General features: G+C 46.7%; 7 protein-coding genes. 4 read left to right on the top strand and 3 right to left on the bottom strand.

The annotated features are described in order from the left end of the window. Positions 1-27: 27 nt before the first annotated feature. The 3 genes from H6571_19830 to H6571_19840 all read right to left on the bottom strand — a co-directional run bounded on the left by H6571_19830 (position 28) and on the right by H6571_19840 (position 8,523). Positions 28-2,967, bottom strand: coding sequence for a DNA polymerase III subunit alpha (locus H6571_19830; GenBank protein MCB9325999.1), 2,940 nt, complete (start codon positions 2,965-2,967; stop codon positions 28-30). Positions 2,968-3,195: 228 nt separating this feature from the next. Beyond that, complete coding sequence (dinB, locus tag H6571_19835; protein ID MCB9326000.1) at positions 3,196-4,335, bottom strand: DNA polymerase IV; 1,140 nt, start codon at positions 4,333-4,335, stop codon at positions 3,196-3,198. Positions 4,336-5,001: 666 nt separating this feature from the next. After that, complete coding sequence (locus tag H6571_19840; protein ID MCB9326001.1) at positions 5,002-8,523, bottom strand: hypothetical protein; 3,522 nt, start codon at positions 8,521-8,523, stop codon at positions 5,002-5,004. Positions 8,524-9,063: 540 nt separating this feature from the next. Between H6571_19840 and H6571_19845 the strand changes: the two genes are divergently transcribed. The 4 genes from H6571_19845 to H6571_19860 all read left to right on the top strand — a co-directional run bounded on the left by H6571_19845 (position 9,064) and on the right by H6571_19860 (position 13,969). Next, on the top strand, positions 9,064-9,477 hold the full coding sequence (locus H6571_19845; GenBank protein MCB9326002.1) for a hypothetical protein: 414 nt from the start codon (positions 9,064-9,066) through the stop codon (positions 9,475-9,477). A gap of 511 nt (positions 9,478-9,988) precedes the next feature. Further along, a complete protein-coding gene (locus H6571_19850) occupies positions 9,989-11,518 on the top strand; it encodes a sodium:solute symporter (protein MCB9326003.1) in 1,530 nt (509 codons plus the stop codon). A gap of 28 nt (positions 11,519-11,546) precedes the next feature. Then, positions 11,547-12,419 carry an alpha/beta hydrolase gene (locus H6571_19855; GenBank protein ID MCB9326004.1) on the top strand — a complete coding sequence of 291 codons (873 nt, stop codon included), beginning with the start codon at positions 11,547-11,549 and terminating at the stop codon, positions 12,417-12,419. Between the two features lie 560 nt (positions 12,420-12,979). Then, positions 12,980-13,969, top strand: a complete 990-nt coding sequence (locus H6571_19860) for a ketoacyl-ACP synthase III (protein ID MCB9326005.1) — start codon at positions 12,980-12,982, stop codon at positions 13,967-13,969. The last annotated feature ends 8 nt before the right edge of the window (positions 13,970-13,977 follow it).

Genomic DNA, 13,977 nt, shown 5'->3' on the forward strand with positions numbered 1-13,977 from the left:
CAAGTAATAAGTAACAAGTAACAAGCATCAATACCGCTCATCCTGCACATAAGGCAGCCGTTCCATACTGATCACCTCCACTGAAGGAAAACCGAATTCTACCGTCACCTTGCCCTTGATAAAATAAATGCCTTTACCCCTGAAAGGATGACGTTTCAGAAAATCCGGAAAATGAGTCGTATCAAAAAAATGACCGTCGCGATCAATCCACGTACCGAAAGCCATCAGTTTTGTATTGGAAGTCTGCACCTTTTTCTGGCACACGTAATAGCCCAGTATCCATACGATCCTCCCGGTATATTTTTTCAGGGAAGGCGCTGTAATACAATCGTAATACTCATCTTTCAGCAACAAATCAAAAGGGGAACAAAGCGGAAACCCCAGCAATTCTATCTCATTGAAAGTCTGGTCGTAACGGCCTTCTTCCAAAACGGGTAACTCAAATTTTCCCACCTCATCATCGAAAAGATTCAGGCTGGATTCAAAATCAGCTTTTGGATCAAAAACGGCATTTTTTTCCCACATCAATTCATATTTATTTTTTCCTGTAAATGAAAAAGCACCAATCCGGATCAAAATATCAAACTGTTCCGATGATATTCCCACCCGGTCCACAAAATCCTTCATACTGCAAAAGACTCCTCCCTGCGCCCGCTGGTGCATGATCTCATGAGCCATCCTGCGCTCAAAACTGTGCAAATGAATGAATCCGATATAGATGTCCTTACCGGAAATAGTGGTCAGGTAATTGCTGTGATTCACACAAGGCGGATGGATATTGGCGCCGGCCATACGCGCCTCATGGAAGTAGTATTCCGTAGAGTAAAAGCCGCCAAAGTTATTGATGACCGCCACCATGAATTCCAGCGGAAAATAAGCTTTCAGGTACAGGCTTTGGAAACTCTCCATCGCATAACTCGCCGAATGAGCCTTACAAAATGAATACCCGGAAAAGCTCTCCACCTGACGCCACACCTCATCCGCAAGCGTCTTCGGGTAGCCCCGCTGACGGCAATTGGTATCATATTTATTTTTCAATCGATCAAAAGTATCCCCCTGGTACTTTTTGCCCGACATGATGCGGCGCAACACATCACTTTCATCCAACTCCAGCCCTGCGAAATGATGCACGATCTTCATCACATCCTCCTGGTAAACCATCACCCCAAAAGTCTCCCCGAGATGCTCCTCAAAAACAGGATGCAGGTATTTGAAAGATTCCGGGTCGTGAAACCGCCGGATATACTCCTTCATCATCCCCGACTTGGCCACCCCCGGCCGAATGATGGAACTCACCGCTACCAGGTGTATATAAGTATCACAATGCAGTTTTTGCAGCAATCCCCGCATGGCCGGCGATTCGATGTAAAAACACCCCATACAGTTTCCGGAACGCAACTGGGCCTTCACCTGAAAATCTTCCTTGATCACTTCCAGGTCGTAAATATCCACGGAACGCCCCTGGTTCAGCCGTATCAGCTCAATGGCATCCTTGATATGTCCCAATCCCCGCTGACTCAGGATGTCAAACTTATGAAACCCCCAATCCTCGGCGTGATACATATCAAAATGAACGATGGGAAACCCTTTAGGCATCAATTGCTGAGCCGCATAATAAGGCAGGGGTTTTTCAGAGATGATCACGCCCCCCGCATGGATAGACAAATAATTGGGCATCCCCTGCATACGCCGGCCCAACGTAATGATCTTCAGTACGACAGGGTTAGCTTTAGCCGCCTCCACCGGGTCGGCTACCATCGCATCGATCTCTGATTTGGGCAACCCGTAAACCTTACCCAACTCACGAAGAATGGAACGCCCCTTGAACGTATTGTAAGTCGCCAGCAGCGCCACATGCTCCCGTCCGTACCGCTTGAAAATGTAATCCGTCACATCATCCCGCTCATCCCAGGAAAAGTCGATATCAAAATCCGGGGGCGACGTCCGGTGCGGATTGATGAACCGCTCAAAATACAGCCCCAGCTCCATCGGATCGACATCCGTGATGTAAAGACAAAAAGCTACGATGGAGTTGGCGCCACTCCCCCGCCCCACATGATGATACCCCATAGAGTGCGCATACTTCACTACATCCCAGGCGATGAGAAAATAAGCACAAAAATCCTGCTGACGAATCACCTTCATTTCCCGTTGCAGCCGCAACAGCGCCTCCCGGTTCTTTTCCCCGTAACGGCGTTTGCAGCCACGGACAGCCAGCTTTTCCAACAATACATAATCCCCTTCCTTACTACCCGAAAAGTTTCTGCGATTATTTTGCAGCCCTGTCTCCACCTCAACATGACAGGAATCGATGACCTTTTGCGTATTGAGCACAATCGTCGGACAAAGTTTATAAAAATCGCGCAGGGTCTCCGGAGGCACGAAATATTCCGTCTTTTTCGCCGTATCCCGCGGCGTGAGTTTGGTGATGAGCGTATTTTTATCGATGGCCCGCAACATACAGTGTAATTCAAAACCCGCCTCATCCAGGAAAGTGACCGGGCTCAATACCACCATCTTGTGCTGATGGCGCTTCAGTTCGTGCGAAAAGAGGCGGTTGACATGCTCCGGTCGGATGCCCAACAGTTCATTTTCCTTAAACTGCTCAATCGGTTTCAACAACCTCGGGTAGATCATCCAGCAGTTGGCCAGCGGGGGCGCATTCATCGGCAACGGTTTCCCTGAAAAAGAACGGTTCGTCAGCACTTCGTTCAGTTCCCGCCACCCTTCCATATTCTTCGCCAGGCCGATATACCTGAAGACGCCCTCTTCCCTGAATTCCACCCCCAGCAACGGTTTGACATTCGCCTTCCCGCACCGCTGCACAAACTCTAGCGCAGCACTCGTATTGTTCACATCCGTCAGCGCCAATACCTTCACCCCCCAGCGCGCCGCCGTATCGACCAGCTGTTCAGGAGACAATGTCCCATAGCGTAAGCTGAAATATGTGTGGCTGTTCAGGTACAAAATCGGTTTTGGATTAAAATAATTCAATTTAGCGGGGCATCCCCTGCGGGTCGCTACGTTTCGGGGTTCGCTGTTCGCTCAGCCTGCTCCCGAATAACTCGGGATTGTCCGGTGCCTTGCACCGCCCCTCCACATCGCTATGCCGGGCATCAACCATTGCCAGGATCAGGATTTGCAGGATTCCAGGATTTACAGAATTTACATTCGGCGCATTCTCGCATCCTCGCATCAAAAACTCCCCCGCTTCACTGCCCCCATCCCAAATCGTTTCCGCAGGTCATCCATCACTTTCAACAGCCGCCCATCTTCCTCCATATCCGTAAACAGTTCCATCTGCTGATGACCATACACCAGCTTACTGAAGCGCACCCCGATGAGCCTCACCAACTGCCGACGATTATAAAGACTGTCAAACAGCTCCTGGGCAAAACGGATCAGGGCCTGGTCACTGGCAGTATAGGGAATATGCTTTTGTTTAGAATAGGTATTAAAGTCGGAATATCTGATCTTAACGGCGATGCAGGCGGTGAGCCGGGAAGACTGCCGGAGTTCATAAGCAAGGTTCATGACCAGGGCAGTCAGTTTACTCTTCAAAAACCGAACATCAATAGTGTCCTCGTGAAAGGTGCGTTCCGATGAAATGGATTTCTTTTCCCGGTAAGGGATGACGGGGCTATTATCTATCCCGTTGGCTTTTTTCCAGAGCGAAAGCCCGTGCTGGCCAAACTCTCTTTGCAGTAATGCCTGCGGAATATGCCTCAGGGTACGAATATCCTTCACGCCCATAAAGCGCAGTTTTTTGTAAGTCACCTGGCCGATGGAAGGAATTTTACGGATGCTCAGGGGATCCAGGAAATGCTTTTCGGTACCCAATTCGATAAGTTTTGTACCGTTGGGTTTAGCCTCTCCTGTGCTGATTTTGGAGACGAGTTTGTTGGCCGAAAGCCCGGAAGACATGGGCAGCCCTGTCTCCCTGATGAGTTTTTCACGGAGTTCTTTCGACCATTTCCAGCATCCTACATAACGATCCATTCCCGTAAGGTCCAGATAAAATTCATCGATGGAAGATTTCTCAAAAAGCGGGGCTTCTTCTTTGATGATCTCCGTGACCATTTTGGAATGCTGATTATAGGCATCCATATCCCCACGGAGGACAAGCGCTTCCGGGCACAGCCGCAACGCCATCTTTACCGGCATGGCCGATCGCACCCCAAAAGTGCGGGCTTCATAACTACATGAAGCCACCACGGCCCGGTCCGAGTGCCCGCCGATGATGATGGGTTTGCCCAATAGCGCACTGTTTCTCAGTCGCTCCACCGAGACAAAAAAAGTATCCATGTCCAGGTGTAAAATGGATCTTTCAAACATTTTCGCCTTATTTTTTTCTCATAGTACCGCCTTGCGCGCGTAACCCTCCGGGGTTTTTAAAACCCACGGAAGTCTTGCCTTCACGCGTTGCATTGGACAAATTTATAAACTTTTTGTTTATAAAATAATTTAATCTAAACTTTTATTAATTAAATTAATCTCTTTATCTTTAGAATCAATTACAAAAAAGATGTTCCATGTCCTTGCCCAAATTACCGTTTGCTTTAAAAGATGGTGTGCTCACAGAAATCAACGAAGTCGATCCCGGTCGCTTAGCGACGGCTTACAGGCATCGTTCAGGCCGGAGCGTATAGCGCAGGGCGCCGCAGGAACGAGGAGTACAAGGGATAGGAGCGCAGCGGATAGCCCGGTGCCCAGCGTAGCGCAGGCATGGACCCTGACAGTTTGGGGCTGTTCCAGGTTCAAAGAGTATCCCTTCAAAACGTAGGGAGAGATTCAAACGGTTTAGTTAACCCCTTTGGGGTTGTCCTTATTTTTAGGGGCTGACATCGGATTTCATCCGATGTTACTAAGAATAAAATCCCTTCGGGATTGTTTTGCCGGGAAAAAGTTCCGCCTTATTTTAAGGAGATACTCCCAAGATACACATCACAGCAGCATGGCATTGCAACATTACAGTATCATAACATTATAGTATCAAACACATCAAAACAAGGCCCTCACCTGCGCACGTCCGGTATGGATCACCTGGGCGGTGCCTGTTTTTCTGCCCTCATACCCAATACTGAGCTGGATGCTGCTGGAGAGCTGACGGCGGAGGTCGATATTCCACAGGAGGTTTTTGCCGTTTTGCAGGCCGTTGAGGATGGCAAAACCGACGGGCGTAGCGGGCTGGCCGACAAAGTTGACATCGACATAGGAAAAGTTGAGCTGGAAAGATGATTTGGCTGTTTTGCGGAAAGTGGCTTCGAGGGATAAGTCTTTTTGGGAAGCCGAAGCGCCACCTGTTTCGAGTACATCTTCATCGGTACGGTAACGGATGGCCAGTTTAAACCGAAAAACTTTGGACGGCAGCCAGGTGAGTTCTGGTTCCAGCTCCAGGAAAGCCAGATCGTAATCCTTTTCATTAAAAAATTCGGAATTGCTGCCTTTATTGCCTTTTGAAGCGGACAGATTGATGCTCCACTGCGGGTTGATGTTCCAACGGCTTTTGAAGAAATACTCCTGCAGCGTCCGGGCCTCGAAGCCGGAAGTCTGCACGAAACGACGGCTCGTTTCATTTTGGCCGAGCTGAAAGTTAAAAACTGTACTCGACTGGTTAAAAAATAAGGTATTGCGAATGATGGAACTCACCGACACCAGGGCCGAATCGGGCAATTCGAGCTGAAACGGATTGGCCGCCTGCACAGCCGGCGAATCCTGGGTTTTCCGGTCGATACGCAAACTGGAACGGGTGGCAAACCGGCTGATAAATTTCTTTACACCTTCCTCTGAAAACCAGACGGCCTTGGGGCTGAGTTCAAGACTCTGATCAAGTCCTACGTTATCCGTACGGATATATTCATCGGTAAAGGTACGGATGAGCACATAATTGGCCTGATCCCGGAACGGGGCGATCTCCATCTCATTGGGCTGAATGACCCCGTCGTTATTGTACAGGGAATCCAGCCAGATGTGTGTTCCTGATCCGGCAGGCACCTCCGTATAGGTAAACTCCTGCTTGGGTTCCTGCCCCGACCCCAGTTCATAAACAGCATTCATCCTTACGGCTCCTTTGAGTTTTCGGGGGGTGTACAGTAAATTGATCCTCCCGAGGGAAGTTTCTGCAGGTTTTTGGGTGTTGATCTCCGGCCGGAGAATATCCAGTTTCCGGTAGTTTAGATTTCCGCTGATTCTGAGTGTTTTCCTCCAGTCCCACTGCCCATTGAGGGACCAGTCCTCCGCCTCTGCCGTTCCGGCAAAGGCATTGCTTTGGGGCACATAATCTTTGCGTTTGCTGTATTTTGCATTGAAGCCAAAGTTTTCATTTTGAGTGCTTTCGAGAAAAAAGCCATAGCGGTCAAAATAAAAACTCGACGACATCAGGCTGTCCGTCTGTAGTTCAAAACGTTCGCTTTTTTCCCTTTGCCCAAAAGTACCAACGGTCCATCCCCCGTTTTTGGTCAGCGCTTTGCTGAGTTGAAAATCGGGTCTTGAAAAGCGCGTCTTCCGGTCCGACTCTTCGGTAGTCAATAAATCGCTTTGCCCTTCCAATGCCCATCCATTACGGCGGAGGTTCAGTTTCCCGGAATGCCTGCGTCCACTGTAGAGGCTGACCCTTTCAAAGCCGCTGAAACCGTATTCCAGGCTCCCCCACCCTTTTTTGGAGACTAGCAATCCGCCCTTAAGGAGTTGTTCCGCTGCGGCTTCGATTTCTCCGACACCTTGCTGGTTGACCAGGTTCCAGTCGCGGGAAAATTCCGCTGCCCGGTAGGGATTCAAGGCCTTAAAATCGGCTTCGACCCATTCCGCGGAAAGCGTCGTCGTGATTTTCCAGCCACTGCTGTCTTTACCGGGTAAAAAATCCTTCCTCAAAGTAGCAAAACCAGCCAATCCTTTATCATCCCCTGAGTCGAGTGCCGAAAAACGGTTCAGGTCATTATTGCTCAGGGCCATTTCCACCTCCAGTGAGGCATTTTTGGCAAAAGCATACTGAGCGCCAAGGGTCATTAACTGTTGCTGCTGTGGAGCGACCAGCGAGCCTACCGGTTCGAAATTCCCCCGAAGCACACAGGTTTCCTGATCGGGTTTTACCCAGCGATAGACACGTTCATTGGCCGCTTGATGAGGATCGAGAATATAATTCCCATTGCCCTGCCCGACCTCCTGGAAACGGGCCGTCAGCAGTGTGCTGTCCGGGTTGACTGAATACACCAGGTAACGCACCATGCTGTCCTGCCCGTTACAGGAAATAACCGCCTCTGTCAGCCGGTAGCTCACCCGCTCCGGTGAAGGGCTTTCCAGGGTGTCGAGGGTCGAAGCCACCGCTTTGGCGGGGTCGTCTCCTGCCAGACTTAACAATTGTTTTTCATCATTGGTGAGGGAGAGGTCTCCCGTTGAAGTACGGCTGTCCTGCTGGCTGAGAAAATTAAAATAAAGGTCCAGGTTTTTTCTTTTATAGCCGGTGTTTAGCGCATATAATGAGCGGAGGTAACGCTGATCTGCATATTCAAACTCAATGATAATCCGGCTGTCTTTGTTGATGATGCGCCTGCTGGTAAAAGTGATCTCCCCCTGGTTGTAATCAATGATGTAATCGTCCTCCAGCCCCCGGTTCAAGAGCCTTCCGTCGAGCCAGACTTTTTCCGTCCCGGAGAGTACAATGATAAACCTTTCGCCTTCTTTGCCTCTCAACTTATAGGGCCCCTGGTTTCCTTCCTGCGGGGTGATGGTATTGCGCACAAATTGCCCCCTGGAAACAGCAATGCTGGCTGCTGTCCGGATTAACGATTCATCGGGTAATTCAAACCCCGTTTCAAAAGTGGCCCCCTGCAACTTTTTGTAATAATTCATAAAATACCCGGGCGGGCGATTCAATTCATAATCTCCGGCAACCAGTCGACTTTTATTTTTCCGAAGCTGGATAAACACCTTATCAAACTCTTTCAACTGACGTGTATTCCCCTCTGCCTGGATAGGAAGATTTTCATCCGTAATGGCTGCCGTTATTTCGATACCATCGCCCAACATACCGGCCATACGCAGGTTAAACCGTGAATCCAGAACCAGGTCCTGGCTGTTGCCAAACGACAATCCTCGTGAAAAACTGCCCTGGTAATTCAGCCCTCCTGCCTGGATAAGCCCTTCATCGGGAGTATCATAAGGATTGTATCCTATGGGTACATCTCCTGTTTCAGATATTTCGAGTTTGGTACTATCCAGATGAGAATAGGTTTGGGAAAAAACAGGGTCCATGACCCTGTATCGAACGATCACGGGCTCTCCGATCACTTTCAGCCAGTGGATAAAGCGCCCCTCTACCCGGTAAAAGGAAGGATCCAGCAAGGTACTGTCCTGCATTTTTTTTACCACTACGGATGAAACAAAGACCAAAAGACTATCCATTTCATGCCTTCCTTCAGGAACTTCAATGATAATTTCCCTCAGGTTGGAACTATTTTCCACCTGGGCAGTAACCATTTTGCCTGACAAAAGAAAGAGTAATATGTATAGTAGTTTTTTCAACATTCTTTATTCAAACGCAAAAAACGGATGTAAAATATTCAATTAAGTTATTCAATACGTAATGAAACGGCGGGTTAATATAAAAAAAACGTTTAATGCGTAGATAAACACGATTGTATGACAACTATAGCCTTGTATCAGATGTTTATATATAAACGTATTGTTCCCGAATATTAGAATTTATAATCTGTTTTCGAAACAAAATCAATTTATTATCGTAAACCATTTCTAATTATCATGGGACACAATGTTTTTGCTTCTTTCGATGAAAACATGTAAATTTGTATTCATTAATACCTCCTTGCTGAAATAAAGAAAACACTACTCTATGGCTATGCACAATGTTTGTATGGTTTGTATGGATAAGCGTTTTTGAAAATTCCCCCCTTTATTTCAAAGACCCTTTCGTCTTTACGTTTATTATTTTTTACCATGACTGATTAAATTGACTTTTAATTTTTAGGCTCTTTTATTGAACAACACCTTATTATTTAACCTGAAATTCAGGGATTAATCCCGTGTAATTCGCAAACACTATTTACTATGAGAAATTCACTCCTTATTCTTTTGATCTTTTTCTTTATCCCTCCAATGCTCCATAGTCAAATGACTGAAATTACCTGCACGAACGGAGGTGAATTCTGCGTAGGTTTTTCTGCCGAAAACTATGCACAGGTACAGATCACGACACCCCCTCCCATTCCTCTGCCCAGCAATTCCACTTTCACTTATATCTGGACGGTAAGGCACCAAAATGGCACCACCTGGATCTGGCATACAAACCTGGATTGCAAAGCCATTCCAATCCCATGGGAAGGAGAATATACGATTCGGGTAAAAATTCTTTATGTAAAAAAATATCAAAACTATCCTTTTGCTGCCTTTTGGTCCAACACGATTAAAGTTTATGGAAAACAATGCCAGCTTGACGGAGTAGACGCCCATAAAGGCAATTGATTTCACCCGTGGCGGGCTCCGGAATTTTTCAGGAATCCCGAAGCCCGCCTTCTGTCTTTCATCTGCAACATTTGTCTTCCTTTCTTGTTGGGTCAACCCCTGTTACCGAAGCTGTTCTTTACCGTTACCGGGAAGCCTTGCTTTCTTTATCCCATCTGCTTCAGGATATCCTGCCTTAGGCCCCTAAATAAATATAATTCATTAATTTACAAAACATTATACATTTCAATCATTTACTGCCGCCCCGGCATCCCCTTTGGGTTTAACTCATTCCTGGCGGAGCCTACCCGGGAGAAAATTATTTCACCCTCGTATATTGGCTTCTGTTTCGGCAATCGTCCATAATGAATAATTTTATTTTTCCTTTCCTTTTTATTTCTGAATTAATGCTTCTTAATTTATTTTACCGAACAAATAAGGTTTGACCTGATATACCGTAATTTTATGCCGGAAGTCTTTGGGTCAACCTCCCGGACCCGTTGTTTTCTAAACCAAATTCAATCGATAATCCATGGCCTCCTCCTCTTACGTTCTTTGGACCAGCATTTTAATTTCTATCTACGGATTAATCATTTTATTTTTTGTCGTAAGGGGCGCCAGGAAGACCCGTTCGATGAATGATTATGCCGTGGGAAGCATCAACTTTTCCCCCACTGTAGTGGGATTATCCCTTGCCGCCTCCATGACGAGCGCGGCTACTTTCATCATCAATCCCGGCTTCATTTCGTTATACGGCATCAGTGGCATTTTAGCCTTTGCCGTGGTTTTACCACTAGCCATTTTTCTTTCATTGATCGTATTGACCAAAAGTTTCAGGAAACACGGTGCCAGCGTCAAAGCGCTCACCATGGCCCAGTGGATTGGTAAACGGTACGACAGCAAGGGATTCGCCCTGCTTTTTGGAGTGCTTTCCCTCTTACTTATTACCTTCATCGTTCTGATCTGTGTGGGGATGACGAAAGTATTGGCCGAAGCCCTCAATGTGAAGGAATTGTATGTTTTGATCGGACTTGTGGTTTTTGTTTTTGGTTATATGATGTTCGGAGGAGCCAATTCTATGGTTTACACCAATGCGATCCAGGCGGGTATGATGCTCGTTGTGGCCGTTATCCTGCTGACTTCGGGGTATGAACACTTCAGCAACGGGGTACACGGATTCCTGGATAAACTCGCCACCATAGATCCTAATCTCATCACCCCTACCAATCCAAACAGCCTGCTTTTCCGGGATTATTTTGAGATCATCTTCTGCAATTTCGTAGTTGGTATCGCCATTGTGTGCCAGCCCCATATCATTACCAAATCACTATTGCTCAAAAACGAATCGGATGTCAACCGCTACCTCACTGTTGCCATTTTGGCGGAAGTCCTCTTTTTTGCTGTCGTCTTTGTAGGGCTATATGCAAGACTTTCCTTCCCTGATTTTATGGTTGATGGCAAAACCATCAACATGGATGGCATGGTTTCCGCTTATGTCGTAAGGGAATTCCCGGTATATGTCGGCCTCATTGTCATCCTGGGATTGCTTTCTGCCGGGTTATCTACCCTCGAAGGGTTGATCCAAAGTGTTCCCACCAGTATTACTTCCGACATCATAGAACCGCTTGCGGGAAATGCACTTGGCACCGGCGAACAGAAACAAAAACGCCTCATATTCATCAACAAAATGGTCATTGTGCTGGTCGGACTGGTCTCCATTTTCCTTTCCTATGATCAATTGAACCATCCCAGTCTGAGTGTGGGTATTTTCGCCCAAAACGGGGTCTATGCTTATTTTTCCGCTGCCTTTGTTCCCGTGCTTCTGGGCATTTTCTTCGATAAGATTCCAAAGATCGCTCCCTTTGCCGCATCGGTCGTAGCCATCCTGGTCCATTTTTCCATTTATTACGGACATCTTACCCCTTACACTCAGCCCCCTGTTGGCAATCCCGCCGTGGCGAGTACCTTTGCTATTGTGGCTTCGGCGATCGTAGGATTTGGATTGTATTTCCTGTTCCGTCAACCGGCAGACTCTAAAAGAGCTGTTTCCCGGGAAGCCTGATCTCCTGCCTTTTTTAACCAATGGCTTCATGGAAAAAATCAAATATCCCTACCCAACAAAAAAAATCCATCTGGGCAAAACCGTCCGGATCGCCTATGTCGATGAAGGGAAAGGAGACTACACTCTTTTGATGATCCACGGCCTGGGCAGCTATTTGCCTGCCTGGCAAAAAAATATTGAAGGACTGAAAAATCATTTCAGGTGTGTGGCCGTTGACCTGCCCAATTACGGCAAATCTTCCCGGGGGGACTACCCTTTTACCATGAATTTTTTCGCCCGGACCATCGTTGATTTCATAGAAAGGCTTCAGCTTAAAAATGTCGTATTGGTCGGTCATTCCATGGGAGCACAAATAGCTATGACGACCGTTCTGAAAACCAGGGCCTCCATTCAAAAACTGGTCCTACTGGCCCCTGCAGGTTTTGAGGTTTTTTCAGCAGAGGAAAAAGGCTTTTTTTATAAATCTGTCACCCCGGAAACGATAAAAAAGACTTCAACTACACAGATCGAACAGAACTTTGCCCTTAATTTTTTCAACAATGAATTACCGCATGACGCCCGGTTCATGTTCGAAGACCGGCTGAGGATGCGGGCCGACCCAATCGAATACGACCACTATTGCCGGATGATCCCCAAATGCGTAAAAGGCATGCTTGAAGCACCTGTTTTTGACCACCTTCAGAACATCAATATTCCAACGCTTATTCTTTTTGGGAAAGGGGACCTGCTCATTCCCAATAAGTTATTGCACCCTGATCTGGATTCTTTCCAGGTAGCTCAATCCGGTCAGCAAAAAATTCATAAAAGCAACCTCCATATGTTATCCGGATGTGGTCATTTTATACTCTGGGAACGCCCTGGGATCGTCAATGATCATATCTCAAATTTTGTTGTAAACTAAAATTATTCCCCTCCCCGGGAAGTGATCTTCCTGGCTCTTTTTTTGTTCTGGGTAAGATCAGGTCACACTATTAAATAAGAACACATAAATATTTAATAATCAATTAGTTGAAATTGTTTTTTCGAAAATAAACACAAAAGTCAACCCTTATTTTCTATAAAACGCCCCACCTTCCTTTTCGGCCAATTCCTATCTTTGAGGAAAGAACGGATTTATTTTATAGGGCAAAGAAAAAGCAAAAGAATATTCCTTTTATTTTTCACAGAACTCTATTTAACCCCAACTAAATTATGAAATACAAAATCACCTAAGCAATGGCAAAACAATAAAATCCAGGTTTTAGGATCGCTCCCTTTTCGTTCTTTGGATGAAAAAATCCTGGTTGGAAAAAGCGGTTTAAATCAGGAAAATCAGGGATAAGCCATTTCAAAAAAGTGCATGGTCATGGCAAAGCCTGTAAGCACCAGGTTTTCCGATAATAAGCCCGGCTACCATTGTTTTTACCTAACGAAAATGAAGGAAATGATTTTCCTTTTTTGACAAAATAGAACCAAACAAAAATGCGCAACGCCGTTATACTTTCGACAGGAAGTTACGTTCCTGAAAATGTTATCCCTAACAGCTACTTTGACGAATTACTCGGGCAGGATGTCAGCACCTGGCTCAGCGAGAATGTTCAGATTTACGAACGTCGCTGGTGCACGGAACAAGAAAGCACTGCCGACCTGTGTGAAAAAGCAGCCCTTCAGGCCCTGGAAAGAGGGTCTCTGACCGCAGACGCGATTGATCTGATCATCATTGCAACGGATACCCCGGAATTTATTTCTCCTTCCACGGCATCTGTGGTCCAGGACAGGATCGGTGCCGTCAATGCCGGAACCTTCGACCTCAATACCGCCTGTGCAGGATTTGTCACCGCCCTTGATGTAGCTTCCAAATATATACGTTCCGATGAAAACTACCGGAACATTCTCGTGATCGGCGCTTATGCCATGAGCAAATACCTCAATATGCAGGATAAAAAGACCGTCACCTTATTCGCCGATGGTGCCGGGGCGGTCATCCTGAAGGCCGAAGAAAATTCAGACAGGGGGTTCATTGGGAGCCAGCTGATCTCCAAAGGACAATACAACGAATGGATGGGAATTTACGCCGGCGGCACCCATGAACCCATTACGGAGGAGGTCATCCAAAACCACGACCATCAACTGAAGTTTGTGAAAAAGTTTCCTCCTGAACTCAACCCCGATATCTGGTCAGAAATGGCCCGAACCTTATGTAAAAGACACGACTTAAACCTTGAGGACGTCGATAACTTTTTTATCACCCAGATCAATATCAACAGCATTTTCGAAACGATGGACAAACTGGATCAGCCCCGTAAAAAAGCCCATACGGTTATGCATCATTATGGTTATACGGGGTCTGCATGCATTCCGATGGCGTTGAATGACGCCGTCGAAAAAGGCATTGTCCAAAGAGGTAATCTCATGTTTTTCATCGGATCAGGCGGGGGCCTGGCTTTTGCCAGTGCAGCTTTTAGATTTTGACGATAGCC

The sequence above is a fragment of the Lewinellaceae bacterium genome, assembly GCA_020636105.1.
Lineage (GTDB): Bacteria > Bacteroidota > Bacteroidia > Chitinophagales > Saprospiraceae > BCD1.

Bases quoted from the DNA above. Each gene is read 5' to 3' on its own strand.
- H6571_19860 (MCB9326005.1), top strand. From the start codon at position 12,980: ATGCGCAACGCCGTTATACTTTCGACAGGAAGTTACGTTCCTGAAAAT.
- dinB (MCB9326000.1), bottom strand. From the start codon at position 4,335: ATGTTTGAAAGATCCATTTTACACCTGGACATGGATACTTTTTTTGTC.
- H6571_19850 (MCB9326003.1), top strand. From the start codon at position 9,989: ATGGCCTCCTCCTCTTACGTTCTTTGGACCAGCATTTTAATTTCTATC.
- H6571_19840 (MCB9326001.1), bottom strand. From the start codon at position 8,523: ATGTTGAAAAAACTACTATACATATTACTCTTTCTTTTGTCAGGCAAA.
- H6571_19845 (MCB9326002.1), top strand. From the start codon at position 9,064: ATGAGAAATTCACTCCTTATTCTTTTGATCTTTTTCTTTATCCCTCCA.
- H6571_19855 (MCB9326004.1), top strand. From the start codon at position 11,547: ATGGAAAAAATCAAATATCCCTACCCAACAAAAAAAATCCATCTGGGC.